At 47.5% G+C, this 26,336-nt stretch carries 26 protein-coding genes; 13 read left to right on the top strand and 13 right to left on the bottom strand.

Going from position 1 to position 26,336, the window contains the following annotated elements; genetic code table 11:
• The first annotated feature begins 148 nt into the window (after window positions 1-148).
• The 7 genes from DXN05_RS20345 (at window position 149) to DXN05_RS20380 (ending at window position 7,140) form a co-directional block, all read left to right on the top strand.
• Window positions 149-700, top strand: a complete 552-nt coding sequence (locus tag DXN05_RS20345; RefSeq protein ID WP_116849138.1) for a DUF6934 family protein — start codon at window positions 149-151, stop codon at window positions 698-700.
• A 12-nt stretch (window positions 701-712) separates the two neighbouring features.
• Complete coding sequence (locus DXN05_RS20350; RefSeq protein WP_116849139.1) at window positions 713-892, top strand: hypothetical protein; 180 nt, start codon at window positions 713-715, stop codon at window positions 890-892.
• A gap of 312 nt (window positions 893-1,204) precedes the next feature.
• Window positions 1,205-1,702 (top strand): VOC family protein, encoded by a 498-nt coding sequence (locus DXN05_RS20355; protein ID WP_116849140.1) that lies wholly within the window; start codon window positions 1,205-1,207, stop codon window positions 1,700-1,702.
• Between the two features lie 174 nt (window positions 1,703-1,876).
• Complete coding sequence (locus tag DXN05_RS20365) at window positions 1,877-2,749, top strand: hypothetical protein (protein WP_147314014.1); 873 nt, start codon at window positions 1,877-1,879, stop codon at window positions 2,747-2,749.
• Window positions 2,750-2,872: 123 nt separating this feature from the next.
• Entirely contained in the window at window positions 2,873-4,363 is a 1,491-nt protein-coding gene (locus DXN05_RS20370; protein ID WP_116849143.1) for a hypothetical protein, read from the top strand.
• 18 nt (window positions 4,364-4,381) lie between these two features.
• A complete protein-coding gene (locus DXN05_RS20375) occupies window positions 4,382-5,209 on the top strand; it encodes a hypothetical protein (RefSeq protein ID WP_116849144.1) in 828 nt (275 codons plus the stop codon).
• Window positions 5,210-5,226: 17 nt separating this feature from the next.
• Entirely contained in the window at window positions 5,227-7,140 is a 1,914-nt protein-coding gene (locus tag DXN05_RS20380) for a GMC oxidoreductase (protein WP_116849265.1), read from the top strand.
• 175 nt (window positions 7,141-7,315) lie between these two features.
• Here the strand turns inward: DXN05_RS20380 and DXN05_RS20385 are convergent, their stop codons facing one another.
• From DXN05_RS20385 to DXN05_RS20410, 6 genes are all read right to left on the bottom strand, one after another.
• Window positions 7,316-8,536, bottom strand: coding sequence for an RNA polymerase sigma factor (locus DXN05_RS20385; protein WP_116849145.1), 1,221 nt, complete (start codon window positions 8,534-8,536; stop codon window positions 7,316-7,318).
• Between the two features lie 44 nt (window positions 8,537-8,580).
• Window positions 8,581-8,934, bottom strand: a complete 354-nt coding sequence (locus DXN05_RS20390; RefSeq protein ID WP_116849146.1) for a YciI family protein — start codon at window positions 8,932-8,934, stop codon at window positions 8,581-8,583.
• A 90-nt stretch (window positions 8,935-9,024) separates the two neighbouring features.
• Complete coding sequence (locus DXN05_RS20395; RefSeq protein ID WP_116849147.1) at window positions 9,025-9,423, bottom strand: GNAT family N-acetyltransferase; 399 nt, start codon at window positions 9,421-9,423, stop codon at window positions 9,025-9,027.
• 133 nt (window positions 9,424-9,556) lie between these two features.
• The gene (locus DXN05_RS20400; RefSeq protein WP_116849148.1) at window positions 9,557-10,858 is read right to left on the bottom strand and encodes an alkaline phosphatase family protein; all 1,302 of its coding nucleotides are present in this window, start codon (window positions 10,856-10,858) and stop codon (window positions 9,557-9,559) included.
• 307 nt (window positions 10,859-11,165) lie between these two features.
• Window positions 11,166-11,624 (bottom strand): cold shock domain-containing protein, encoded by a 459-nt coding sequence (locus DXN05_RS20405; RefSeq protein WP_116849266.1) that lies wholly within the window; start codon window positions 11,622-11,624, stop codon window positions 11,166-11,168.
• A 257-nt stretch (window positions 11,625-11,881) separates the two neighbouring features.
• A complete protein-coding gene (locus DXN05_RS20410) occupies window positions 11,882-12,220 on the bottom strand; it encodes a DUF6686 family protein (RefSeq protein ID WP_116849149.1) in 339 nt (112 codons plus the stop codon).
• Window positions 12,221-12,473: 253 nt separating this feature from the next.
• Here DXN05_RS20410 and DXN05_RS20415 point away from each other — a divergent pair, with 253 nt between their 5' ends.
• From DXN05_RS20415 to DXN05_RS20435, 6 genes are all read left to right on the top strand, one after another.
• A complete protein-coding gene (locus tag DXN05_RS20415; protein WP_116849150.1) occupies window positions 12,474-12,803 on the top strand; it encodes an ArsR/SmtB family transcription factor in 330 nt (109 codons plus the stop codon).
• Window positions 12,790-13,281, top strand: coding sequence for an SRPBCC family protein (locus DXN05_RS20420; protein ID WP_116849151.1), 492 nt, complete (start codon window positions 12,790-12,792; stop codon window positions 13,279-13,281). Before DXN05_RS20415 ends, DXN05_RS20420 begins: the two co-directional genes overlap by 14 nt.
• Window positions 13,282-13,299: 18 nt before the next feature.
• Window positions 13,300-13,587, top strand: coding sequence for an alpha/beta fold hydrolase (locus tag DXN05_RS24980; RefSeq protein ID WP_211330109.1), 288 nt, complete (start codon window positions 13,300-13,302; stop codon window positions 13,585-13,587).
• A 109-nt stretch (window positions 13,588-13,696) separates the two neighbouring features.
• Complete coding sequence (locus tag DXN05_RS24770) at window positions 13,697-13,846, top strand: hypothetical protein (protein ID WP_158559371.1); 150 nt, start codon at window positions 13,697-13,699, stop codon at window positions 13,844-13,846.
• Between the two features lie 255 nt (window positions 13,847-14,101).
• Complete coding sequence (locus DXN05_RS20430) at window positions 14,102-14,749, top strand: response regulator (RefSeq protein WP_116849152.1); 648 nt, start codon at window positions 14,102-14,104, stop codon at window positions 14,747-14,749.
• 115 nt (window positions 14,750-14,864) lie between these two features.
• Window positions 14,865-15,797 carry an NADP-dependent oxidoreductase gene (locus DXN05_RS20435; RefSeq protein WP_116849153.1) on the top strand — a complete coding sequence of 311 codons (933 nt, stop codon included), beginning with the start codon at window positions 14,865-14,867 and terminating at the stop codon, window positions 15,795-15,797.
• A gap of 96 nt (window positions 15,798-15,893) precedes the next feature.
• Here the strand turns inward: DXN05_RS20435 and DXN05_RS20440 are convergent, their stop codons facing one another.
• The 7 genes from DXN05_RS20440 to DXN05_RS20470 all read right to left on the bottom strand — a co-directional run bounded on the left by DXN05_RS20440 (window position 15,894) and on the right by DXN05_RS20470 (window position 26,267).
• Window positions 15,894-16,499: a collagen-like protein gene (locus DXN05_RS20440; protein ID WP_116849154.1), complete on the bottom strand. Its 606-nt coding sequence runs from the start codon at window positions 16,497-16,499 to the stop codon at window positions 15,894-15,896.
• A gap of 125 nt (window positions 16,500-16,624) precedes the next feature.
• A complete protein-coding gene (locus tag DXN05_RS20445; protein ID WP_116849155.1) occupies window positions 16,625-17,644 on the bottom strand; it encodes a PorP/SprF family type IX secretion system membrane protein in 1,020 nt (339 codons plus the stop codon).
• Between the two features lie 29 nt (window positions 17,645-17,673).
• Window positions 17,674-18,966 (bottom strand): DUF4302 domain-containing protein, encoded by a 1,293-nt coding sequence (locus tag DXN05_RS20450; RefSeq protein ID WP_116849156.1) that lies wholly within the window; start codon window positions 18,964-18,966, stop codon window positions 17,674-17,676.
• Between the two features lie 21 nt (window positions 18,967-18,987).
• Window positions 18,988-19,899, bottom strand: coding sequence for a zinc-binding metallopeptidase (locus DXN05_RS20455; protein ID WP_116849157.1), 912 nt, complete (start codon window positions 19,897-19,899; stop codon window positions 18,988-18,990).
• Window positions 19,900-19,932: 33 nt separating this feature from the next.
• A complete protein-coding gene (locus DXN05_RS20460; protein WP_116849158.1) occupies window positions 19,933-21,384 on the bottom strand; it encodes a RagB/SusD family nutrient uptake outer membrane protein in 1,452 nt (483 codons plus the stop codon).
• A gap of 10 nt (window positions 21,385-21,394) precedes the next feature.
• Window positions 21,395-25,084, bottom strand: a complete 3,690-nt coding sequence (locus tag DXN05_RS20465) for a SusC/RagA family TonB-linked outer membrane protein (RefSeq protein ID WP_116849159.1) — start codon at window positions 25,082-25,084, stop codon at window positions 21,395-21,397.
• A gap of 175 nt (window positions 25,085-25,259) precedes the next feature.
• On the bottom strand, window positions 25,260-26,267 hold the full coding sequence (locus tag DXN05_RS20470) for a FecR family protein (RefSeq protein WP_116849160.1): 1,008 nt from the start codon (window positions 26,265-26,267) through the stop codon (window positions 25,260-25,262).
• Window positions 26,268-26,336: the final 69 nt, after the last annotated feature.

Below are 26,336 nucleotides of genomic sequence, written 5' to 3' on the forward strand. Positions count from 1 at the left end.
CTATCATACATCAAGGCCCGGCATTTAGCCGGGCCTTGTTCTTTACACAACACAAGCATTTGCAGGGATGAACAAAACAAACAGTTTCATCAGTTATAATTTAAAAACATACAATTTTCTTTGCAGGAATCTATGAATTTCATTGGCAATGATTAATATTGATTTAAACAACACATACAGACTTATATCAGGTACAATTGGTGACCGGATAAGCCTCGGCGAGTTTTATGCACTACAGATGAGCGGCAACGAAGTACTGTTGCGCGTTATTATTAAACCACATCCTGATCCACTTTTGCCCAATGTATATAACCTTTCAATGGGGCCACCCGTAAGTACAGATAGAATTGATGACACAGTTAGACTAAGACATAAAGATTCAAGTCTTGTTTTTTCCACAGCCATATTATTTGCATTAACTTTTTTAACAGAGTTCCCTGATATGCACATCGGCTTTGACGGTTCAGATGATACTCGTGCAACACTTTATCATAGCATGTTTATTACAAACAGAACAACAATGCAGGATTTCTTTGTTTCGATTGGTGTAGACTGGTATGTAAAATTGTTGCGCAATCAACTGGACATAGAACGCAGCGCAGAAGGCATCCCATTATTCAAACCAAGGCCAGAAGCGTTTGACTATCAACGAATCCGGCACGACCTGTACCGGTATTACATGTTAGCTTTAAAAAATTAAGTATATTTGAACATGAACTCAAAAATCCAGGGTAAGATAGACGAAATTAAAAAGCTGTCCGCTCAGTCAAAACCTGGTCGCCAGTCTTCTTATAAAATTACTAATACAAGCAGCGATAGTTTATCGATGGCTATTCGTAATAAAAAAGACGCCGATACTTTTATGGCTGAATTGAAAGCACTGAAAAAGTGAATTCATAGTAGTTCAAAACAACCTGCGTGCCGCCGATAGCGGATTTTTATTCGCATACACTCTTCAACCAACAGCCTCCCCATTTGTTATTACAATAACACCTGTACGCAGCTCTTTTTTCTACACTATGTTGTCTGCTGCTGCCCGCCACCCGGCAAATTGGCCCTTCAACGCCCCTGTTTTGGCATGTTTACCCTTCACCACAGCCAATGCATTCGTGTAATTTGCAGCAGGTTGTCAACAATGCACGCGGAGTACCGCTTACATTGTTAACCGCTGTAAACACCTACTTAACATCTAAAAACGATTACGATGGCCACAATGCAAAAAATTACGCCTAACTTATGGTTCAGCAACCAGGCAGAAGAAGCAGCCAATTTTTATGTTTCCATTTTTAAAGATGGGAAAATAAACCGCCTCACCCGCTACGGCAAAGAAGGCTTCGAAATACACCATATGCCCGAAGGAACTGTGATGACGGTTGAATTTGAACTGGCAGGGCAAACTTTCACCGGTCTCAATGGCGGCCCGCTGTTTAAATTCACGGAAGCAGTTTCCTTCATCATACACTGTAAAGACCAGGAAGAAACAGATTATTTCTGGAACAAGCTCACAGAAGGCGGAGACCCCAAATCGCAGCAATGCGGATGGCTGAAAGACAAATTTGGCCTGTCATGGCAGGTGGTGCCCGATATACTGCCCAAACTGTTGATGAGCAACGAAAAAGAAAAAGCAGGCCGCGCCATGAACGCCATGATGCAGATGAAAAAGATCGATATCGCCGCACTGGAAAAAGCGTACAACGGCTAAAGCTGGATGGTTGAATGGTTAAAACCATTCAGCCATCACCCCCAGATTATACAACAAATAATCTTTTTTTGCAATACCCTACATCCATTAAACAAAATAATCATGCGTTCAGCAACCTGAACAGGGTGGTGTTACGGCAAATGTCTACTTTAACGTCCGCCGAATTACACCAATATGTTATCTACAATACCCGCTTTGCCTGATCATCCAACAGACGGCTTTTACCCATCCATTGCACGCTCCTACCATTATACACAAGCAGGTTGCCAGGTATTTGTCTACATGGACAAAATGTTACACCTGCTGCAGCATTGCCATCACCCGGATACAGAAATGGGCTTTATCTCTTCGGGCATGCTCGCAGAAATAAACCACCAGCTGGCGGCCATTACAGAGAATGACCGCAAAACCCGCACGGAAATACTAGTTACCGATCTTGTTTTTTCAGTAGTGGTAGATTTCTTAAAACAACACCCACAGAACGCAGCAGGCATGCTCGAAGCCATTGCGCAAAGCAGCAAAGCCAGCTGTACCCTGCTGGGATTTCAGTTCAATGCGTTTAAAAAGCTCAACGAACTGCAGCAGCTGCAACATCTTTTCGCCTTAGCACCGCGCAAGCCCCGCAGGCTTTCAGAAACTGTTTCACGGTTATGCTGGACAGGCAAGGGAAGGCTCGAAGAGCTGGCCCACCAGTTGTTGCAACGGCGGCTGATCAAGAATAAATCTGCCATATTCAACTGCTTTTCACAAGCCGATAACCTTGTGCTGGTAAAATGGGATTTTGATAAAAAGTCCCACCTCGCGCATTTGCTGCACCAGCTGTACAACCACGGGTTTATTACCGTTGCCTTTAACAAAGGGTATTTCAGCTGCGCCGAAAAACAGTTCGTAAGCTTTGCCGGCACCAGGCTGCAGAAAAATTCTCTCAAAAAACTCAGCTCTTTTGTTATTAACCAGCCTGAAAAATATACAACAGTAATTCATGATGTAGCCGAAATACTGCAAGCCATTACACCAAGGCACCAACGGACCATTGATGCACTATAGGCAATGGTGATTCGAACAAAATAAAAACGCGCATTACATTTACGCCGCCTCTCCCGTTACGCAGCAAACAATGCGATCAATGCTTTTATTATTCGTAACACAAACCCAACCAGGCAACAGCTTATGAAAAAAACTGCAACCATGTTATTGCTTATTGCATTTGCCTACTCGCTCATCTGGAGCAAATGCAGCTCACACGACGCACAAACCCAGCAAACAAACGATTCCACCAAAGTTGGAACAGGCCCACAGGAATTGGCGTATGTGCCCATCGATTCTTCCCTCTTCGCAAAACCCGGTGAAATACAAGGCTGGGTTAACAAATTTGACGATGCTTCCATTGAAGCACATGCATGGAATTTATGGGGCGGATTAACAGCCCTTACCGAACAGAAATACCCGGTAAAAGACACGGCAGACAAGTACCATATTCCGCAGGTAAGCATGGCCGTATTCAATACCTGGTGGGATGAGTATGAAGTATTTAACCCGCCTGCAACCCGCGCAGCCCGCACCACGCTCCGGTTTCATGGCCCGCGCCAGGCAGCCAGCGCAGCAGGTAAAGCCTCGGCCGATGTACACAGCGGTGAAGTGATGTCGTTTAACAAATACTCCAAAGAGTTCCTGGACTATGTAGACGCGCACCAGTTCTATTACCTGAAATCGCTCACCGATCTGAAGAAAAATCAGGTAAAAGCAATACCTACTGATTTTGAGGCGAAAAAATCGATGATGCTGAAACCCACCTTCATTGTGGCCAGCCCAGACAAACCTGTGCTTATTCCCTACTGGAAAGGCCCTTCTATGACGGTTGCCGGTACAACAGATCCCGACCGCCCGGTAAGCACTACCTGGACACAATGGGTGCTGTTTAACCCCACTAACCAGAACATTGCACCAGGCACACCTTTTACCACGCAATATTCCCGCAAAGACGGCAGCCTGCACGATACCACACTTACACAATACGAAGTTGTAGGACGCGATTATTTCTACTACCTGCCGCTTGCTCCTGCTGACATCAGCTATATTAAAGCAGGTAATATTTTCACCATCGGCGGCGTTTCGCCCGACAGTATGAAAACAGGTGATCTGGCACTGCTGATCGGTTGCCACGTAACCTCTATCGAGTTTTTCCAGAACTGGACCTGGCAAACCTACTGGTGGTCACCGCATCCTTCCAAAACACCGCCTGCAAGCGCCAACGTGAAACCGCCGTTCACACACTATGATATGATGCCCTGTTATTACATGATCGATAAAAACAAACAGCCATTTATATCACAGAACCCTTACCTCGAGCCCAGCATTATTGCACCCATTGTGCTGTACGATAAATTCTCGCGTGGTCTTGGCGTACGCAGTAACTGTATGAGCTGTCACCACTCCGCGGCATTTCCTACGGCCAATATGGATCCCTCACCTGCCTCCATGCTCATCGGCTCGTACATTGGCGCAGGCGATGTACAACCAGACAACAACATTTTCAGGCAGGGCACACCCAACCAGCGCGTACAGACCAACTTCATGTGGAGCATTATTCTGCTGAAGCAGGCAGTGACTTCACCAGACGGGAAAGATTCGCTGGGCATCTACCTTAACCCCAACAAATAATCTATTAAAAACAGTTGTATGATCAATTCTTATGCAACAAATAACAACGCCATCAGTAACCCCACTTACTACCAGAACATACGCCCCATGTTCAGCCAGTATGATATGGTGATGATGGGTAATTATTTTAACCTGCACAATTACGAAGAAGTAAAGAAATGGGCCAACAGCATTTATCTCGCCTTACAGCCAAACGACGATCCCAACATGGCCATGGTGGGCTGGAGCAAACTGCCGCAGGTACACATTATGCCCGAAGTGCCAGGCAAATGGCCCGACGGATGGATACAGACTTTTAAAAACTGGATTGATACAGGTTGCCCGGAAGGACAACGTCCTGACAAACCTGAAGATGCGGTAGATAGTAGGAAAATGGCCGCCTTTATACAGATTTCCCAGGGCCTTACCGGTTTACCCCTCGACATCACGCAGCCCAATGTATACCCACTGGCGGTAGTGTATTTTAACCGGTTGCTGGAAAGACCCAACAACCAAAATAATGGTAACGACACCTTACTGCAGTTGATCAACGATTGGAATACAAACCCCACACCTGCCCATCTTGCGCAGCTGGTAAAAAGCTACAGCATCTGCAGCGACATAATCCTTATCTGGTACAACAGCACCACCAACTGGAACAGAACACTGGATGGGTTTGGTAAGGGAGCGCCTGTTCCTGTTCCCTGGTATGGCACACCTGCCAGTAACCAGTATAAGGAAGCACTGGTATGGAAAGTAACCCTTTGCCATCCGATGGCCTGGGCGCCGGAAATAACCCCGTTTTACTGGGAAATGAAACCCACTGATGACGGCCAGTACACCGGTTTGTACAACAAATTCTATTAATCTAAAAACACCGCACTATGGCCTTTTTAAACTATGATGTAGTAATTGTGGGTTCCGGCGTCGCAGGAGCCCAGATGGCTTACCAGTTTGCCAAAAACGGACTGTATGTACTGGTAGTGGAAGCGGGTGACGTGATACCAAATGTAGCGCAGCAATATCCTGTAAAGCAGGATGCCCTGGATAAATATTTCTCCGCTCCCATTAAAGATCCCAGTGCCCCCTGGCCACAGCCGAAAGACCCGAATGTTTCCTGGGCCGATTCAAAAATATACGCTCCCCGCCCCACTTCACCCGGTGTAAATTCCAACAACACCAATGGGGTTGACTGGAAAGACCAGGAAGGCAATTACATGCAGCAAAAAGCAGCCTACGCCTATGGCAGCACCTACGAACGCGTGGCAGGCGGCACCACCAAACACTGGCTGGGCACGTGTTTGCGTTTTGTTCCCGACGATTTTAAAGTAATGAGCGTATACAAACCACCGGTACCGGGCGGTTACGACTGGCCCATTGGTTACAGCGATCTCGAAAAATATTACACGCAGGCGGAAAAAGAAATAGGTGTTGCAGGTGACCCTACTGTAGACAATGCCATGGGCGCCAAACACAGCGAAAGCTACCCCATGACGCCGGTACCGCAAAGCTACCTCGACAACGTGCTTAAAACCAGGTTACAGGGACAAACCATTGACGGCAATGCCCTGAACGTTGTAGGCACACCGCAGGGCCGCAACACCAAAGTATACGACGGTCGCCCGGCCTGTATGGGCAACAGCAGCTGTGTACCCATATGCCCCATCAACGCCAAGTACGACGCGGGTGTACACGTAAGCAAAATAACCAGTGATCCCGCATTGAGCAAATATGTCACTTTCGCCCCGCGTTTCGTAGCGGTTGAATTGAAGGTAGGCGCGGATGACCAGATCAGCGGCATCTTCTGTAAAAGCTGGGATCCCAATAGTGGCGCCGGCAACGGAATCCTGTTCTCAGCCAAACAATATGTAATTGCTGCACATGCGGTAGAAACAGCCAAATTACTGCTGAACTCGCCCTGGAAAAACAATAAAACCGTGGCCAACAGCAGTGATATGGTGGGCCGTCACCTGATGGACCATATTTGCCTGGTGGTATGGGGCAACGTGAAAAAAATGAGCGGCAGTGGTTATGAGCCGGTATTCCCCTACCGCGGGCCAATGTCTACCTCGGGCATTGAATCATTTAGAAACGATCCCAAACAACGCCCCAAAACAGCTGCTTTCCGTATCGAAATAGGTAACGATGGCTGGTCATGGCCCTACGGCGGACCAGGCTACAATGTGGGCGACCTCATCGGCGCAGCCAGGAGCTTCAGTATTGCACAAACATACGGCCCCGACCTGGTAGCCAAACTTAAGGAAACCGTACAATCACAGGTACGTTTTGCCCTTGAACTGGAAACCATTTCAGGCGATGAAACCATGGAAAGCCGCGTGCAGCTGAGCAGCGAAGTAGATGCCATGGGCATACCAAGACCAACAGTTTCGTACAAACTGCCCCAATACACATTAGATGGTTATGTTTATGCACAGGCAGTAGCCAATCAGCTGCTGGGCAAGGCTAACATCGACAACAAAACGGTATTGCAGGGAGGCCCCGGCACCATGAAGTTTAAACCTACAGGCAGTTCGCAGGAGATAACCATTGAGTTCCGCGGTGCGGGTCACAGCATTGGTACACACCGCATGGGCAGCGATCCCCAAAAATCAGTGGTGAACAAAGACCTGCAATCCTGGGATCACAGCAACCTGTACCTTGTAGGTTCAGGCGCCTTCCCCAGCACAGCCACTTCAAATCCCACGCTTACTATTGCAGCACTGGCTCTCCGCGCCGCAGAAACCATCACCGCCAAAATCAAAGCCGCTGTAAAAAGCGGCAGCGAAGTCCCTGCATAAAATGCATGCCACGCACACAGTTGAAAATAAAAAGGCCATCCACGGGTGGCCTTTTGTATCGTATAAAAAAGGAGCGCAGAAAATGCCGGCATTGCTGAAAAAGGCGCTTACCTGGCAAAGACCACCTTAACCTTCGCCAACCATTGAACCATTGAACTATTAAACAATTGAACTATTACACCCTCTCCATCTTCTTTCGCAGCTGCTCTTTATCAGCAGGGTTCTTTGCCAGTGCAATGGCCTGTGCAAAATGTTCTTTTGCCTTGCTGTTATCAATGCCGGTATACAGTTCACCCAGCAGTGCAAAGTAAAACTGGTTACCGGTAAGCTGCAGTTTTTCCGCTTCGGCAATAGCGGTTTGCTTACCCTGTACCTTGGCCAGTGCATAGGTTCTGTTAAGCGCAGCAATGGGGGAATATTGCAGTTGCAGCAAACGGTTGTACAATTGCAGCACCTGCTCCCATTTCTCCGGTGTATCCGCCCTGCGCGTGCTCCAAAATGCAATCGCTGCTTCAAGATGATAGGTAGACAGCGCTGCCCCATTCGCCGCACAATGCATAAAATAACTGCCCCTGCTGATCAGCTCCGTATTCCATAACCCGGTATCCTGTTCTTCATACAGAACCATCTCCCCATTCTTGCCCACACGCGCATCAAAACGCGAGGCATGAAAACACATCAGCGACAGTAACGCATTTACCTGCGGCTTGTTGGTGGCCGTATTTTCCACCAGCATATTACACAAACGCATGGCTTCAAAACAAAGCTCCCTGCGTATGGTATGATTGGTGCTTACAGAATAATAGCCTTCATTAAATAATAAGTAAATAGTGGTGAGCACGGCAGACAAACGCGCATCCATTTGCAGCATGCCCGGCATTTCAATGCGAATGCCTTCTTCACGCAGTTTTTCCTTTGCACGAAACAGGCGTTTATTGATGATATCTTTTGCACACAAAAAAGCATCTGCAATTTCATCAATACCAAAACCGCAGAGAATGCGCAGTGACAAGCCCACCTGCGCTTCTGCTGAAATTGCGGGATGACATATGGCGAACATCATTTGCAACTGGCTATCGATAATATTTTCTGCAGACAGGTCTATTGTTTCACTTGTTTCGCTGCTTTTCCTGATAACCGTTGCAATCTTGTTTTTAAACAAACGTTCGCGTTGCAGGTAATTGATGGTTTTGTTCCGCGCAACCTGGTACAGCCACGCCACAGGGTTGGCAGGCAAACCATCCAGCGGCCACAATTGTGCTGCGGTAAGAAAAGTATCGCTGGCAATATCTTCCGCCATTTCCAGCTGCTGCAGGCCAAAACGTTTGCAGAGTACTGCAACAATTTTACGGTACTCTGTTCTGAACAAGTGTGGTATAAGCTCCTGTTGCTGCATAGATAAAAGTCCCGCAAGTATTGCACCTGCGGGACTTTATTGTTTTAATGAACGCCGTCGCGTTTGGCGAATTTTCTTACTTCCACCGTATTGCCCTCGCCCTGCAATACCGGTGAGCCCTTGGCAAACGCCACTGCTTCTTCTACTGAATCAGCCTTTACGATTACGTATCCGCCAATGGTTTCTTTAATTTCACCGAAAGGGCCATTGGTAACAATACTGTTGTGGTGTACCACCCTGCTGTCGTCGAATACCAAACCATTACCGCCAACAAATTTGTTCTGAGCTGCAATGCCGCCTATCCAATCCATGGTTTGCTTCATCCATACTTCTATCTGTTCCGGTGAAGCTACTTTCTTGCCGTCTTCATGCCTGAAGATGAGGATAAACTCTTCCATTGTTTGTAGATTTTGTGTGATGAATTATCAACCCTGTACTACTGTAACAAATACACAGGTATGGATTGGACATGCCGGTTAACTTTTTTGCTACACAGAACGGCCCATCATAAAACCGTTCTCTATTTTCTTAAAACCGGCCCTGGGGTAATAATCCATGGCATCGGGCACAGAAAGCAACAGCAGCATGGATTGTGCGCTGGCTTTTTCACGCGTAAGCCGGATGAGTTGCTTACCGATACCTGCCTTCTGGTATTGTTCGTGCACCGCCAGATCGGCGAGGTAACAACACCACACCCAATCGGTGATGGCGCGCGAAACACCCACCAGCACATCATCATGCCAGGCAGTAATCACGATATCCGAATGTGCAAACATCTGCTGCATGCGTTCCGGGTTATTAACCGGCCTCGGCAGCCTGGCGCTGTTGTACAGTGCAATAATCTGCTCAACGGGAGGTAAGGCATCTGAACGATAAGTTATTTCCATCTGATAGCTTTTACCCCATAAATGTAGCCGCTTTAACAGGCAGTTGCAAGGCATTTATGTAAACGGCAGATGACAAAAAAATGCCGCCCCGGCTGAGCCGGGGCGGCATTGCTATCAATAAGATCCTGTTTTATTATTTAGCCAGCAGCTGCGCAGGCACCTTGCCATCTGCACCAGGCAGGTTCAGGTGCAGGAAATGCGCAATAACAGCCGCCACGTCGCGTACGTTCATTTCAGGAATAGCGGCGCCTTTTTTTACACCCGGACCATACGCTACAAACCCGGTGCGTATTTCGCGGAAATCAGGATAATAACCATGTGCGCCGCCATGACCGGGCTTAATGGCATCCCCGCTCATTGCCGGGCCAAAGGCAGCCCCGTTTTCGCCGCTCAGGGCAAGCGCCACCTCAGGGTTGCCACCTACCTTATCCAGCTGTTTGCGACTGATGATGCGGATGTATTTTTTCTCCTCCGGTGTAAGATTCGCCAGGATGTTTTCTACCTGCGCCAGCGTTTGGGTATCGTTTTTATCTTTCAGATACAAATAGCTGGAACCGCCTACGGAGTAAAACTGCGCTTTCCATTCGTCCTTTTTGATATCGGTAATCAGCCCTGCCTTGGTGAGCCACACATTGGGATTAACAACAGTGGATACATCCATAAAACCATGATCGCCGGTAACAATCAGCACCGTTTTATCCCATATGCCGGCTTGTTTCAGCGCATCGGCAATAATGCCTACGCTGCTGTCGGCATCGCGGATAGCAGCCTGCACCAATGCCCCCTGGCGGCCCTGCTCATGTTCAAAATGGTCAACCGAAAAGAAATGAATGGTCATCAAATTGGGCTGATCCTTCTTAATTACATAAGCCGCAATGCTGGCAATATTGTGGTCTTTGCCATATTCCAGGCGGGAGGCACCATTAAATACATTTGCTTTCAGCTCCTCTATAAACCCGGCAGGTGTTGAGTACTGTTCGCGCACTTTTTCACCCATGCTGCCAATGTCAGGAATATTGTACATAACTGGTGCACCGGCAGATACCGGCCAAAGCAGGGAAGCGACTTTAAGGCCTTTAGCCTGTGCTGCACTCCACACCGTAGGCACTTTTATCGAGCTGTCGTTCCAGTAGTTTTTACCGGTAGAACCGTTGGGTTCAAACGGGTTGTTGTAATAAACCCCGTGTTTTACCGGCCACACACCGGTAACAATTGCAGTGTGTGAAGGGTAAGTCATAGAAGGAAACACGCTGTTAACACCGTTTGCATGCACCCCTTCATTCATCAGCTGGCGCAGCTGTGTGGCTTTCCAGGACGAATCGAGGTAAAAATCGGGCCGGAAACCATCAATGGTGATGACTACAACATGCTCAACCTGGCTGAAAGCATTGCCACCCAGCAGGCACAGGCTAAAAAAGGCGATCAACTTCTTCATACAATTGTAACGGGCACACCCGCGTTTTCTTTTTACAAAAACGTTTTTGCCCCAAAGGTATCCGTAAGCTGTGTATGGAATATTAATTATTTATTATCAACCTGCAGCTGCTGAAAACAGGGCAATACGGTACCCCGCAAACACCAACCGTTTGCTTTACCAGCAGGTTTCCGTTATGCATGCTGTAGTGATGCACTGTGTGGAGACTGCGCAGTACGCAGTCTGTTAAACAATGTGTTGCCAGGGATGGCAATGAGTGGGCAAGTAAGTGGGCTACAATGTGGCAGGCAACCCGCTGCCCGGAGAATTATTTGTCCAAACGAACATCCACCGCATTTAGTCCTTTGGCATTCCGCTGCACTTCAAAGACCACGATGTTGTTCTCTTTAATCCGGTCGTTCAGGGCGTTAACATGCACAAAAATGCTTTCCCCTGTTTTCTGATCACGGATAAAACCAAACCCTTTGGCTTCGTTGAAAAAAGTAACCACGCCCCTTCTCAGGTTATCGGCTGCTGCCGCTGCGGCATCCTGTTTCGGCACGCCAATCTGGATATCTTCTGCCTTGATATCGATTTTCCTGTTCGGATCTGGCGGCGTATCAGTGATATTACCGTTTTCATCAATATAAGCCATCATGTCTTCCAAACTTTTACCTTTCCCACCATTGGCTTTCCGTTCTTCTCTTTTTTCGATTTTCTCTTGTTTCTTTTTTTGACGTTTTTTTTCGTTTTCGCTTTTGTTGAAAGATTCCTGCGATCTGCCCATAATTGTTTTTTGTTTAAAATAGAGGTTACGCTGTTGTGCTTCCTGCAGCAAACAACCGGATACTACTCAAAATATAACTAATTTATGGAAATTTCCTTAGTTTATTTTGCACATTACTCCTGCTGCGCCTGCATATTGCTGCCCCGCTATTTCTCAACTGATTGTTTTTGTGTGCTGCAAGGTAAAGGCTTTTCGCCGGAAACCGGAAAGAATGTATAAATGTGGCAATGGAAACATGAAAAAGCAATGGCACATTTTCAGATTTTCAGGTCTCCAAAGGTCTCCATCAGCGCAAGTACGCGCAGTTCGGTATCTGCGCCGTCGGTCATATGTATCAGCTGCCGCAGTTCGCTTTTGCTCAGCAGCAGGGCCATGCCTTCAAAAGGCAGCGGAATACGTATCTGGCGCACGCCTTCATCAGGCATGTTGCGGTAACTCTGTTCGTGCATATCCAGCACCTGCATAAAATCACCCAGCATGCTTTCTTCAAAAGTGAGCAATACATTGCCAAAAGCCAGTTGCAGGCATTTGCAATGCACACAGCGGAATACGTAACCGATGTTTTCGTGATAATACAATTTCTGGTAACTGCACATAGCTGATTTCTTTTACATCCCGCAACATGGCCGGACTAAGGTTAACAATACCGATACAGTACATAGCCGCATCACTGCAAATCTCCATGTAAAGCCTTTTGCACACAGCCTCAAAAAGGAAATCGTTTTACGAAAAGAGGAAGAACATGCCCCACTTCTATTCTACATCTTCAAATTTTGAAATTTCTCTTTGTGCAACCAAATAGTTGCATTAATTTAGCAACCGAACAGTTGCATAAACGAATTTTATACCATGCGCAGAGATGTTTTCCAGGCAATAGCCGACCCCACCAGGCGAGCCATTATTGAACGACTGGCCCAGGAAGCCCTGAACCACAACGACCTTGCCGGCACATTCGACATGACCCGCCAGGCCGTTACCAAGCACATTAAAATTCTGGAAGAATGCGGCCTGCTGGTAATACGGCAGGAAGGCAGGGAACGATTTTGTGAAGCCAGGCTGGAACCGCTGACCGAGGTGGCAGGCTGGGTTGAACAGTATAAGAAACACTGGCACCAGCGCTTTAAATCATTAGACAAATACCTTCATCAAATGCAAAATAAAAAGCATGACAACAAGTAAAGACAACGAAGTACACATTGCCCATTTGTTCGACGCCCCGCGTGAACTGGTGTTTGAAGCATGGACTAATCCCGAACACCTGGCAGCCTGGTATGCGCCGGACAATTGCACCGCACGCATCAAACACATGGATGTACGTGTTGGCGGCAGTTTCCTGGTATGTATTAACCACCCCGTGGCAGGTGACTGCTGGGCCAAAGGCGTGTACCTGGAAATAGCAGCCCCTTCCAGGCTGGTGTTTACTTTATCACTGGCCGATGAACACGGCAATATTGTAGACGGGCAGCCCGGCACCCCGCACGCCAACTGGCCGCGCGACACCACTGTTACACTCAGCTTTGAAGACCGTGGCAGTAAAACCATGCTGCTGCTGCACCAGACCGTAAGTGAAGCCCTTGCCAAACAAACCGGCGCACATCCCGGCTGGATTCAAATGCTGCACAAACTCAACAATCTGCTGGTAAACGCACACAGCTAATTACTACAACCGCAATAGATGAAACCAAAACTGCTGCTTTTGCCCATCATCCTTGTGCTCATTAACACAGCACATGCAAGACAACATACTTCCTCATCCAATCAAACAACGAATATGCAAACAGCTTCCATGAAAACAGACAGCACCAGCGGTTATGTGGATGTAAACGGCTTACATCTTTATTACGAAATACACGGCGAAGGAGCGCCCCTGGTATTGCTGCATGGCGGCGGCTCTACTAACGGCAGCACTTGTCGAAGACTTTCTCAGCAGCACGGAAGAAGGAAAAGCGCATCATACTGGTGAACATTAGCATGCCTCCCGGTTTTTCCCGTAAAAACACCACGCATTTGTAGATGTATCACTACAAGCACTAAAAGCTTATAGCTCTAAATTGCGCGCCTAAATCCTCAAAATGATCACCTCTTTAAGTATCGCAGCTTTCCTGATTATTGCGGCCTTGTTGCTGATTAAATATTACAGGGGTATCCGTGCGGTAAACAAAACCATCAAACAGCAGAAAAAACTGCTCGATCATCTCACCGCCCGTTCAAAACGCATATAGCAGTTCACCAGCTGCATTCAGGCAGGAATCACCGGGGAGCAGCAAAATTGAATACGGTGTTTATATTACCCGGAAACAGTGTTTTTTAACCGGTTGTTTCCCTGAAATCCTTTACAGAAAAGCGTTGTGCCGGCACCAGGCACACCGCAGCACGGTTGCGTTTTTAATACCCCGCACCGTTACATATAACAGTCTTTTATTGTCCGGGCAACGAAATCAATGTTCGTTCATTAAATTGCCTTTACTTTGCCGTTCATGCAGCCCTCCGATTCAATCCATATCCTGCTGGCCGATGATCATTCGCTGATCAGGCATGGCCTCCAGATTTACCTGCAAAAAAGCGTAACGGGTGTTACCATTTCGGAAACCGACAGCTTCGATGGGGTGATTGCCATCCTGGCCCGCCAGGCGGTGCAGTTAATTTTCCTTGACATCAGCATGCCGGGTGGCGAACGCATCAGTATGATTGATGTGATCAGGCTGAAACAGCCCGATGCAAAAATCATTGTCTATTCTGCCTACCAGGAAGAAATATATGCGCCCATGTACCTGCAGGCAGGCGCCAACGGTTATGTGATGAAAACTGTTGCACTGCGCGAAATTCTCAGGGCCTATCACACCGTAATGGCCGGGGAAGTGTATATCAGCGACCAGGTAAAGCAACACCTGTTAACACAGCTGAATAAAAAAAGTGCAGGTACCTATGGCAGCATCAGTAATCTTTCAGTCCGTGAAACGGAAGTAGCCCAATTGCTGGTGCAGGGCGATAGCCTTTCAGAAATTGCCGCCAAGCTCAGCCTGCAGGCCAATACTGTCAGCACCTACAAAAGCCGCATTTTCGAAAAAATGGGGGTAACCAATGTAGTTGAACTCGTTAACAAATACCGCACGCTTGAACAATAAAAATGCCGCTCTCTTCCCCCGATAAATTATACATCAAATTGCGCCACCCGCCCCTTTGCCCCGTTGCGTTTGCTTTATAGCTTTGGTTATAAATGCGCTTCAAAAATAAACGATCATGAAAGCTATTCTTTTACATGCAGCCGGCGGACCAGAACAAGTGGTATTTGAAGAAACACCGGATCCTGTTTTATTACCCGGCGATGCACTTGTAAGAGTACTTGCATCGGGCACAACACGCAATGAACTGGATTGGGAGCCTACCTATACCGATCAAAAAGGCAACAGCCGCCTGCCCTCTATACCAGGCCATGAATTGTGCGGCGTGGTAGAAAAGCTTTCGCCCGGCGTAAATGGCGTAGCCGTTGGTGATGAAGTATATGCCCTTACCTCTTTTTTCCGCAATGGCACGGCAGCAGAATATATTGCTGTGGAAGCCGGCGTACTGGCGCCCAAACCCAAAACGCTCGATGCAGTGGAAGCTGCATCTGTACCGCTTTCCGCACTTACAGCATGGCAGGCGTTGTTCGATCATGGTAATCTTGCAGCAGGTCAGAAAGTATTGATCCACGGTGCAGCAGGCGGCGTGGGATTGTTTGCAGTGCAGCTGGCCCGGTGGAAAGGCGCACATGTAATTGCCACCGCTTCTTCATCCAGCACCACGCTGGTAAAAAGCCTGGGCGCACATGAAGTGATTGATTATAAAACGCAACGTTTTGAAGCATTGGTGAAAGATGCGGACCTGGTGCTCGACACCATTGGCGGCGGTACCCGGCAACAATCATGGAAGGTGCTGAAGCGCGGCGGCATACTGGTGTCTGTTGCAGGCGAACCGATAGAACAGCCGGATGCTTTGCCCGGTGTGAAAGGCGTGTTCTTTATTGTTACTGCACAACGCCTGCAGTTGATTGAAATAGGTAAACTGATTGACCAGGGTATCGTAAAACCTGTTATTGCCACTGTGGTTCCCATTGAGCAGGCCAGGCAGGCTTTTGAGCTGGGTTACCAGCCCGGCAAACAGGGGAAGATTGTATTACATGTACAGGACTAAGCTATAAAAAACAACCCCGGCTAAGCCGGGGTGCTGAATTGTCCGCTAAGTCCTGCTGTGCTGCGGCTGTAACAGCTGCAGTACAGGCAGCTGCGGCTAGTGTCTTTTGTTGATGGTAGACCAGTCTTCCCACCTCATGAATTTGGCAACCTGGCTATAATCATTCCAGTTTACACCTGTTGCCCTGCCGGCAGCAACACCGCCGGGAATCAATACATACCTATACTGGAAATTCTTGTCACCATTGGCATCTACAAAGGTTGAAGGATCTACATCGGCAGAGATGAGGTCAATTCCGCCTACGTAAAAATTAGCGCGTACAGACAAGGCCATACCATTAAATGTTTCCACGTAAGGCAGCGGGCTTACATAGGCATCTGCAGTAGATCCCAGGTTGAAAAATACCTTTACCTCACCTGAATTAACAATATCAGCCGTCAGCTTGGGAGCAGTGATGCCTGCAACATACCCATTCGCGGTAGAATCAAACACCACATCCAGCCAATCTGAGTAGATAACATTGGCTGTACCTACTGCACCGGCAGGGCCTGCGGGACCGGCTGGACCAGCTGCTCCGTTAGAGCCGGCAGGGCCGGCAGCGCCATTTGCACCGGCAGGACCAGCAGGACCGGCATCACCTTTTTTACAAGCGACAAAGCTTAATGCGCACACAGCGATCATTCCAAACAGTACTTTTTTCATTTGATTGCAGTTTTATGATTGTTTTGTTGTTTACTTTTTAAAGAACAAGGTCATGTAGAAACAAAACCTTGGTATTAACTAAATGGGAATACATGAGAAACTATACCGCTATCATCATCTTTTTATTACCATACATTTTTAGGACAACCATCGTCGTACCGGTTGCCCAATAAGAAACCCAGCATCAGTTCGTGCGTGCCATTGCTTACCGTTCCCAGCAGCGAAGTGGTATAATCGTACGAATAACCCAGGTTTACCGTGTTAGACAAATTCACACCCAGCATGGCCGCAAAGCCTGTGCGCTGGCGTATGCTGGCTCCTACCCACGCTGCACTCCTGTATTGCAGCTTTATATTGGCCTCAAACTGCACAGGCAAAGGCTGCACATATTTCAGCATAACCGATGGCGTGCAGTTAATATCATCGCTCAACAAAAAACGGTAACCCGCTGTGGCAAACAAATGCGGTACCAGTGCATCTTTTATTACCGTTGCCTTATTACCGCTGTAGCTTATTTTCTGCGGCACAATCTGCTGTGCGGAAAGACCAATAAAATAATCAGCAGCATACAGGTAAACACCCGCACTGATGTCAGGATGCCATGCATTAATGTATCCCTTGCCATTTACCGCAGGGTCAGCTACCAGGTCACCAAAATTAATGCTGGCCGCATCCAGCGACGTATTCTCCACACCAATACCCATACCTGCTGCAATACTTGTGCTTGGGCTAATACCCAGGTGATAGGCATAAGTAGCGCGTGCGGTGAATGTTTTAATGGGCCCTGCCTTATCATTGATCACCTGCATGCCAATGCCATGGTGCGGCTCTGCTGCCGTATAGTTTTCCCAGTAAGCAGATCCACGCGGGTTTTCACCCGGCATCTCGAATGAGGTGGCAGTGGTGCGGTAATCTTTCTTGTTCAATGCGCCATGCACAGTAAAATAGGTTGTTACAGGCGCACCATTCAGCCCGTTCCATTGCCTGCGGTGACTTACACGCAGGTCTGTATAATTTTCAATGCCTGTGAGTGCAGGGTTGATGATATACTGGTTCAGCACATACTGGGTATATTGCGGTTTCTGCTGCGCCAGCAAACAACTGCACAGCAAACTGCCTGTTAAAGTGATCGCCCATTTTTTCATGTTCACCTCATTTATACACGTGCACAACATTATTTCTGCCAGGTAAGCCAGGCCCTTCCATCGGCTGCGCTTACCATATCATACGTTCCATCACTTTTTGCAACCAGGTAATAGCCACGCGCTATGGTTAATTGCGTAATAACCCTTTTCATGATATTGGAAGCACCTGTACTGGGCGCCGGCGCCGTAAGTGTACCAAGATTGGTGAACACAATACGTCCGTCAGGCGAAAACACCGGCGGCTTAATGGCATTGCCGAACAGACCGTTGGCATTGTCGTAAAAAGCCACCATAGCATCGTAATCAGGGCCATTGGGCTGCACATAATATTCCAGGAAAGAATAACCGGGTATAGTGGTTACACCAAGTGCATCATCCACGCCGTTGATATGGAAACCATACACGCTTGCCCACACGCCGCTGTTCCACCAGGCACGCGGTGCACTGGTATCAACCCATACGGGTGTTGCAATTTCCGTGATGGCTGCAGACGAACTGTTGATGGAGCAGGAGAAAGAGCGGTTGGTTTTATCCCACTGTATGTTATCAAAGCCGGTAATTTTATCCGTACCATCCGTAAACGCAGGATACAGGGCAATGCCATTGATTGTGTAGTAAAAGCCGCTTACCGCTTCCTGCTTGCCGCCGCTTTTGTCTATCCAGGTAAAATGAACGCTGCGCGCCAGCCGGTCAATCGCAATATCATACGCTTTGCTGTTATAGTTCAGCCGTTTGAAATACGTGAGCATTTTGCCGTAGTTCAATATCGCTTTGTTGCCATGCTGCTGGTTATAATAGGCATCCGCCTCTTCCTTTGTTGCTTTCAGCAAAAAGGCCTTGCTGTTGTGCAGGCGCCCGGTAAGCTTGAGGGTATCACCAAACACGCCGTCAATTGCAAATTCAAAGTCAGAACCAAGCCCTTCGCCATAAGCCCCACCATTGCCGCTGGTACCGGGGTTGGGGTCGCTCAGCACATGCACATAAGAATACGTATCGAATATCAGCGATGGCTGCTGCAACGCTTTTAAACGGTAGCTGCTTTCCATCATGGTTACATCAGAAGCACTGTCGAAATCAGAGAACATCTGCACCCTGTTCGAATCAGTAAACTTGAAGTAAAAGCTGAAGATGCCGTTACTAAGGTCAGCCGGCAGGATAAAACCTTTCCAGCCATAGGCCGACTGTGTTAACAAATGCTGGTACTTGGCCAGTGTATCGTTCAGCCGCTGATCAGGCGATGCGGAAAACGGATGGTCATCATCTTTTTTACAGGAAACCACCGCTATTGCCGCAACGGCCAGGTATAGGATAATTTTTTTCATTCAAATCTTTTTAAACAACCGCTAATAAATCTGTTTTTCGATAGACTGTCTTGTCCTGGTTTGCAGGCTGTAGAAGTCTACATTCCACACTTTTTTATAGTAGTTCACCACAATGGCTTCTTTCTGGCGCAATGCAGACACCGCCTGCTCCTGCGTGGTGCCATTAACAGATGTGCCGGGTGGTATGCTGTTAACAATGTTATCGAAACCTGCTTTGCCCAGTGTAAGCATGGTAGAGATCATCTCTACAAAATCTTCATCAAAGGCAGACATGGCATAGGGTGTAACAAAACCTTCCTGCCAGGCTTCCATGTCAGATACGTTGTTCCAGTTGGAGGTATACTTGCCGGCCGTGATCTGTTTAAACTCCTGCGGATACAATACCGTCTGGTGAAGTATATGACCAAACTCGTGTTCAATTACATGGTACATCTGTATGGGAACCGATGAATCACCCAGCACAAAACCGGGCATCCCTTTCGTTCTGTATTCATTGAGATTATAGATCACTACTTTGTGGCCGCCTTCTGCCGTACCGAGTGTGATGGTACCATTGCTGTTCCAGCTGGCGCCGCCAGACAGTACAAATGTTTTGGGACAATATTTTTTAAAGAATACCATTCCTGCTTCAATCACATAGTTGTCTATCCAAACCTGTTTAATGCCGCTGAGCACGGGCTGCACCTTGCTTTCCATGGGAGGTACCAGCGTTTTGTCAAGCTCAAACTCAAACTGGTCCCACTTATATTTTACACCAATATTGTAGGTGCTGGTAAGCGTATCAAGTATCCATTGATCTATGGCGCTTTTGGCCCAGGTATCGCCACCCAGACCGGGTATATTATCCGCGCCGCTCAAATCATCTTTTTTTGAGCAGGAAGCCAGGGAAAAACCAAGCAGCGCGAACAGCAAAATTGTTTGCAGGAGCTTCATATAATTTCTTAAGTATTAGTATGCTGAAATAATTTATCTCGGGTTTTGGGGTATGCCTGATGTTTTAACTGCATCGGGCAACTGGAAAATACGATGCGGATCATCCGGCTTCAGTTCCAGCAGCTGCCCTGTTGAGGTGTAGTGAATTACATCTCCCTTGTAGCGCATAATATCGAACCAGCGCAGCCCCTCCTGTAAAAACTCCGCCCGTTTAAAATCCAGGATAGCCAATACCAGCGCCTGCTGCAGGTTCCTGGTGTAATAATAGTTCTCCAGCTTGTCGGCAGTAATGTTGTTCTGCGTAGCATCATACAGGTGTATGCGTTTGCTGGCAAACAGGTTCAGGTCGGCAATAGCTGCAGCTGTGTTATTCAGGTATGTATTCGCTTCTGCACGGTTAAACAGCACCTCTTCTGTGGTTAACAACGGCACCATTACATATGGCATACCGATAGTGGCATTTACAGAACTCTTTACAAAATGCTCGGTAAGCTTGGGTACAAAGTAGTTTCGCTCTCCGCGTGAGTACACAGGGTAACACCATTGTGCACCTGTTACATTTTGCGACCATACTACCTGGCTCACCAGGTTATAGGTTAAACCATACCGGTAGCTGGCTACATACCGGCCATATACGGAAGGCGTTTCAACCAGCAGCAGGTTGGCTGCTTCTGTTGAATTGGAATAGGTATTAAATAATTCTGCCGGTGTTTGCGTGTAGTAAGTTGTATTCCACGGGCGCATGTTATTACCGATGCTATTATCGGGGAATACGTTGTTGGCATAACTCACCACTTTATCATACGCTTTTTTGAACAGGTAAAACCTCGTAGCAAAGGCATTGGCTGCAGCACGGTTGAAATGATAACGTGGCACGCTGTAGGCTGCATCATTCAGCAGCGGCAGGCCTTCCAGCATATCCTTCTCAATCATATCATACACATAGGCCACAGTTTTACGGTCATATTTTTTATACACTACTGTTTCGGGTTCTGTTACATAGGGTATACCCATATCAGTTGAAGCAGTAGCCGCATCGTATGATTTGGAGAAGAAGTTCACGAGCATGAAATGCGCGTAAGCCCTGCACAACAATGCTTCTCCTTTCTGGGCGCGGTAATTTGCGCTGTCTGGCGCGGTATTGCATACCTGCAGCGCCTGGTTGGCTGCAGCAATGGCTGCATAACAGGCATCCCAGTAAAACTCGGGAGAATCTTGCTGGTTGGATTGTACGTCCTGGAAAGCATACGGGTCACTGTTGGGCCTGTCCTGCACGCCCAGCCCCTTATCTTCTACGTTATCGGTCATCGCTTCACAGAATACAATGTAGTTGGCCTGCGGATAAGCCGTTCCCAGCAGCTGAGACACCTTCTGCGGTGTGCTCAGGTCAGTGCGTGTGCTGTCAGGCGTTTTGTCCAGGAACTTTTTGCAACCGGCAGATCCCAGCGCAGCAAGTAAAAGGATAATATTGGTCGTCTTTTTCATTCTTCGTTGTTTACAAACCTGCTTTTAAAGAAAGGGTGAATTGCTTTTGAATTGGCTGCGCCACACCGCCTGCGTTAAAAAACTCAGGGTCTTGTCCGTGCAGTTTTTTGTCGGAATAGATCAGCCACATATTCAGCGCGCTCAGCGATACAGACAAACCGGTGAACCCGATACGGCGTACCGCTGTTGCCGGTAACTGGTAAGTGAGTGATACGGATTTTAAACGTACCAGGTCGCCTTTTACCACGCGTGCAGAAGAATAGTTGTAGTTGTTGTAAGGATAAGCACCACCCAGCAATGTTTGCTCATAAGCATCCAGTATAGACGGGATATTGGTGTGCTGCTCGTCGCCCGGCATTACCCAGCGGTCGTAAAATTCTTTCGGCATTGCATCCAGGTCTGAGTAACCGGTTTTGAATGCAGGCGCCATGCGTATTTTATTGCCGAACTGGTAGCTCACAAATACATTCAGTGAAAGATTCCTGTAACGGAATGTGTTGTTCAAACCGCCTGTTACCGGCGGATCAACTGCACCTTCATATTTCAGGTATTGTGTTGAATCATCCTGCAGGTTTACATTCGGGTTCACCTCTCCTCTTTCATTTACAAACTGCGGGTAACCGTTTTTGGGATCAAGCCCTTTGTACTGCAGGGAGAAGAGGCTGCGTACAGGATAATTTTCCTTGTTGCCGCCTTCTGCCTGCACCAGGTCGAAGATGATGGGATCATTCTTCGCATTGGTAATTTTGTTGGTATTGTAACCAAACGTAACATTGGTTCTCCAGTTAAAATCTTTGGAGCGAACAGGCTCACCACCGATGGTGATCTCGATACCTTTCGAAGTCATATCTGCATAGTTGGCTGCTTTATACACTTCACCACCCACACCCGATGTTTTGATGATGCTGATAAGGTCAAAGCTTTTTCTTGTATAGGCATCTGCCGAAATGGTCAGGCGCCTGTTGAAGAAACCGGCATCCGCACCAATGTTTGTTGTATACAGTTTTTCCCAGGTAAGATCATCGTTCTGCAAATGCGCCAGCTGTATTACAGATTCTGTTTCGCTGAGGTGAGGCCTGTTGGTGCTCACGTTCTGCAATACAACGGTTGAGTTGGTGGCAGGGCCCATGCTCGCTGTTAAGCCATAGCTTGCGCGCAGGGTAAGGAAGTCCAGCCATTTTGCATCCTGCAGAAAATGTTCCCTTTCCACGTTCCATGAACCGGCCACACTCCAGGTTGGCAGCCAGCGTGCTTTAGACGACTGCCCCAGTTTGTTGGATCCATCGTAGCGAACCGTACCGGTAACGTTGTATTTATTGTCGAATGCATAACTGCCCGATGAATAGAATGCCACAAAGCGGTCGTAATCTTTGCGCATGCCATAGTAAGGGAAGTTTTGTTCAATGGTAGATTTGAGGATATGGTAGTCCAGGAACGGCACACCACCATTTTCGTACTGGTAGCCATAACCGGTGTTGGAAGCCTCCTGCCTGTCGGCGTATTTCACCTGCTGACCGGCGAGTATGTTTACATAGTGCAGACCGAAGTTTTTGGTAAAGCTTACACTGTTCCTGAAATCATAGTTGGCGAGGGAGTTCTCTGTGCGATTGTAAAAGCCGCCGTAAGGCAATACCACAACAGGTTCTGCATTGGGGTTATCAGGGTCGCTGTACAGGAATTTGTTTGCCTGCCTAATGGTTGAACTGCCTGCAGCCCTGTAGGCATTCGCCATATTGGAATTCTCCGTTACCTCGTGTTCGTTGCTTGATTTTACATAACGCAGTGAACCTACAAACTCATACTTCAGGTTGCGGGCAAACTTCCAGCTCATATCTCCCTGCAGGCGCACATCCATTACATTTAGCTTCATGTAATTATTCTGCAGCTCGTTGATGATGTTGAAAGGCGCAAAGTTCCTGGTAAAATATTCCAGCTTGCCGGTGGTATCGTAAGCAGTCATCGTGCGGCTGGTATTGAGTGAGTAGCTGAAAGGGTTAATGTCGAAATCCCTGTCAAACTGCCCTTCCACCGGGTTGCTGCTTCTGCTGAGTGCGCCGGGAGCGCGCTGTTGCCTTACGGAACCAACGGTGGTAAAACCGGCAGAGAACTTATCGCTTAGTTTATAGTTGTTCTTGAAGTTGAGGGTATAACGCTTTACGTCATCCGCAATCGTCCAGCCATTGTCGCCATAAAAGCTGGTTGAAAAATAACTCTGGTATTTGTCTGTACCCGATGAAATGCTCAGTGAATGTTCCTGCATCAGGTTGTTGCGGAACAGCAACGAAAACCAGTCTGTATTGGCTTTTGCATAACGCAATAAAAATTTGCGCCTTGCTTCGGGTGTATTCTGTAAACCAAAGTTGCCATTGTTGTCGCCATCGAGCAGGCTGTACATTTTGCCATACACACCAATGTCTCCGCGCGAAAGAATATCTGAAGTAAGCATCCCCTTTCTTTCCAGTTCGGCCAGTACAGACATCTGTTCTGCCGAGTTCATAATATCGAAATTGCCGTAGGTAGGTTTCAGCTGTGTGCTGAAGTTACCCGTATAGCTAACTGCCGGCTTGCTGCCTGCACGGCCTTTTTTGGTAGTGATCACTACTACGCCGTTCATCGCCCTTGCACCGTACAATGCAGTGGCAGAGGCATCTTTAAGAATGTCGAAGCTCTCAATATCGTTGGCATTCAAACCTGCAACAGCAGAACCCAGCAAAGTAGTAGGGTCACCACTGGAGAGCTGATCGTTAGAAATATTGATGATATCTTCCAGCACCACACCATCTACTACCCACAGCGGTTTATTATCACCGTTGATTGATGTTGCGCCACGCACACGCACTTTAGGAGCAGTACCGAAGGTGCCTGATACATTCTGAACCGAAACACCTGCGGCACGGCCCTCCAGCATCCTGCTCACATCAATCATACCATCCTGCTTAATATCTTCAGCTTTTAAACGAACGGCAGCACCTGCAAACTTCTTCTTGTCGATGTTCTGGAAACCAGTCACCACCACATCCTGCAGGTTGCCTGCGTCTTCTTTTAACACTACAGCCAGGAAGCCGTCTTTTGCTGCTGTTACAGGTACTTCCTGTTGTTTATACCCGGTAATGGAAAATACCAGTACCGCCGAATCACCGGCATCGCTCAGTTCAAATTGTCCCTTATCGCCGGTAACAGTGCCTTTGGCCCTGCCTTTGATCATCACCGAAACACCCGGAAGCGGCACCTGCTTTTCGCTGGTGACCACTCCTTTCAGGTGTATCGGCTGGTTAGATTCAAACTGATTGTTGTCGGCCGCAGCTGCATTGCCTTTCTGTTTGCCCTGTTTATCGGCATTGCTCCATATTACAATATGGTCGTCTACCACAGTATAACTGAAAGAAAAAGGAGCCAGTACTTTCGTGAGTACGTCTGCAATCTTTTCGTTTTTAAAACCAATATTTACCTTGGCTGCCGAAATAGTGCTGTTCTCTACATAAGAGAAAGACACGGCAGACAGCTGTTCCAGTTTCAGCAGCGCCTCTTTCAACGCTACATTCTTAAATTCAATGGAGATTTTCTTGTCAAGCGCAGCCTGTATGTTCGGATGATGGCCACGCGCCTGCACACCACTTGAAATGGAGAAAAGTAACAGCAACAGTAAACTCAGCCATGTAGAGGGAGGATTAAACACAAAGTCGCCTTTCTTTTTTTGCATAATTGGTTTTGGTTGATACGTTCATTTTGAGCAACAGACTACCATCCCGGTAAATGCACCAGGAAATACGTTGCCTTTTCTTTTTCAAATGGAAAACAGCAGGTAAGCACAGAACGGCTTACCACATGTGCAAACACGCGATCACTTATATGTTGGCAGCAGGGTTTGGGGTTGATTAGTTACAATTACCGCCGGATAATATATACGTCTTGTTCAAATCCTTTTCGCTCAGGTTCGCTTTCATCGACAAGGCAATTATCTTCAGCACTTTGCCAATACGGTCATGTATGTCAAATGTGCCGTAATACAAACAATTCTTCATTTTATCGCTGATACGGATATTGACTTTATAATACCGTTCAACATCAGCTACAACCGTGCTCATGGCAGTGCCGTTGTAAACAAACCTGCCTTCGCTGCGCTGCTTATTAAACCTGGCTTCTGCCGGTTCGGGCATTTTTTTCAGCGTAAAATCTGATGCGCCATACACTGTTGCTTCTTCATGATGCAACACTACGCCCTGCGCATGAAAACCTGTGGGTTCAACCCGCACCGCACCTGTAACTACTACTACTTTTGCATTTGCCGAATCGTCGGTTACTTCAAAGGAAGTACCCATTACAACTGTTTTCAGCAAAGGCGAATACACTATGAAGGGACGTTCAGGATTTTTTTTTACGTCAAAAAAGGCCTCCCCTTTCATATATACAACACGTTCCGTATCGTTTGTTCCTTCCCTGAAACGCAGGCTGCTGCCCGCTTCCATGGTTACTACCGATCCATCGGGCAAGTGCACCACCTTGCGTTCACGCGAAGCAGTAACTACCTGCTGCCACCTGGCAGTGTCGGCATTGCTGCGCTTTGCTATCCATTTTACCGCTGTTGTTACAGCTATGATAAATACGGCAGCAGCGGCTGCCAAACGCAGCCAGCGCATATGGAACATGGATTTCACCTTCGACTTGTACAACCGCTGATGTATGCGGCCCAGCATGCGCCTCGACCGCTCTTCATCTGCTGCACTGCTATCTGCAACAACATCTTCATCGTACATCTGCCGCAACACTTCTTCCAGCTCAAAAAGATTGTTGTTGTCCAGATAATCGCGCAGCCATTCCTGTTCGGTGTTTGTCCATGTGTTCTTACCCAGTAATTGTTGTAGAAATTCCTTTCTATTATTCAAGGGCAGTTTTTACATTAAATACTCCCGGTTGATAAAAGCAGGGGGGTATGATTAACAATATTTTCAAGA

The sequence above is a fragment of the Deminuibacter soli genome, assembly GCF_003412455.1.
Taxonomy (GTDB): Bacteria; Bacteroidota; Bacteroidia; order Chitinophagales; family Chitinophagaceae; genus Deminuibacter; species Deminuibacter soli.

Bases quoted from the DNA above. Each gene is read 5' to 3' on its own strand.
- DXN05_RS20430 (WP_116849152.1), top strand. From the start codon at position 14,102: ATGCAGCCCTCCGATTCAATCCATATCCTGCTGGCCGATGATCATTCG.
- DXN05_RS20415 (WP_116849150.1), top strand. From the start codon at position 12,474: ATGCGCAGAGATGTTTTCCAGGCAATAGCCGACCCCACCAGGCGAGCC.
- DXN05_RS20435 (WP_116849153.1), top strand. From the start codon at position 14,865: ATGAAAGCTATTCTTTTACATGCAGCCGGCGGACCAGAACAAGTGGTA.
- DXN05_RS20405 (WP_116849266.1), bottom strand. From the start codon at position 11,624: ATGGGCAGATCGCAGGAATCTTTCAACAAAAGCGAAAACGAAAAAAAA.
- DXN05_RS20420 (WP_116849151.1), top strand. From the start codon at position 12,790: ATGACAACAAGTAAAGACAACGAAGTACACATTGCCCATTTGTTCGAC.
- DXN05_RS20460 (WP_116849158.1), bottom strand. From the start codon at position 21,384: ATGAAAAAGACGACCAATATTATCCTTTTACTTGCTGCGCTGGGATCT.
- DXN05_RS20365 (WP_147314014.1), top strand. From the start codon at position 1,877: ATGTTATCTACAATACCCGCTTTGCCTGATCATCCAACAGACGGCTTT.
- DXN05_RS24980 (WP_211330109.1), top strand. From the start codon at position 13,300: ATGAAACCAAAACTGCTGCTTTTGCCCATCATCCTTGTGCTCATTAAC.
- DXN05_RS20400 (WP_116849148.1), bottom strand. From the start codon at position 10,858: ATGAAGAAGTTGATCGCCTTTTTTAGCCTGTGCCTGCTGGGTGGCAAT.
- DXN05_RS20380 (WP_116849265.1), top strand. From the start codon at position 5,227: ATGGCCTTTTTAAACTATGATGTAGTAATTGTGGGTTCCGGCGTCGCA.
- DXN05_RS20385 (WP_116849145.1), bottom strand. From the start codon at position 8,536: ATGCAGCAACAGGAGCTTATACCACACTTGTTCAGAACAGAGTACCGT.
- DXN05_RS20440 (WP_116849154.1), bottom strand. From the start codon at position 16,499: ATGAAAAAAGTACTGTTTGGAATGATCGCTGTGTGCGCATTAAGCTTT.
- DXN05_RS20445 (WP_116849155.1), bottom strand. From the start codon at position 17,644: ATGAAAAAATGGGCGATCACTTTAACAGGCAGTTTGCTGTGCAGTTGT.
- DXN05_RS20465 (WP_116849159.1), bottom strand. From the start codon at position 25,084: ATGCAAAAAAAGAAAGGCGACTTTGTGTTTAATCCTCCCTCTACATGG.
- DXN05_RS20455 (WP_116849157.1), bottom strand. From the start codon at position 19,899: ATGAAGCTCCTGCAAACAATTTTGCTGTTCGCGCTGCTTGGTTTTTCC.
- DXN05_RS20345 (WP_116849138.1), top strand. From the start codon at position 149: ATGATTAATATTGATTTAAACAACACATACAGACTTATATCAGGTACA.
- DXN05_RS20370 (WP_116849143.1), top strand. From the start codon at position 2,873: ATGAAAAAAACTGCAACCATGTTATTGCTTATTGCATTTGCCTACTCG.
- DXN05_RS20390 (WP_116849146.1), bottom strand. From the start codon at position 8,934: ATGGAAGAGTTTATCCTCATCTTCAGGCATGAAGACGGCAAGAAAGTA.
- DXN05_RS20410 (WP_116849149.1), bottom strand. From the start codon at position 12,220: ATGTGCAGTTACCAGAAATTGTATTATCACGAAAACATCGGTTACGTA.
- DXN05_RS20450 (WP_116849156.1), bottom strand. From the start codon at position 18,966: ATGAAAAAAATTATCCTATACCTGGCCGTTGCGGCAATAGCGGTGGTT.
- DXN05_RS20395 (WP_116849147.1), bottom strand. From the start codon at position 9,423: ATGGAAATAACTTATCGTTCAGATGCCTTACCTCCCGTTGAGCAGATT.
- DXN05_RS20355 (WP_116849140.1), top strand. From the start codon at position 1,205: ATGGCCACAATGCAAAAAATTACGCCTAACTTATGGTTCAGCAACCAG.
- DXN05_RS20375 (WP_116849144.1), top strand. From the start codon at position 4,382: ATGATCAATTCTTATGCAACAAATAACAACGCCATCAGTAACCCCACT.
- DXN05_RS24770 (WP_158559371.1), top strand. From the start codon at position 13,697: ATGATCACCTCTTTAAGTATCGCAGCTTTCCTGATTATTGCGGCCTTG.
- DXN05_RS20350 (WP_116849139.1), top strand. From the start codon at position 713: ATGAACTCAAAAATCCAGGGTAAGATAGACGAAATTAAAAAGCTGTCC.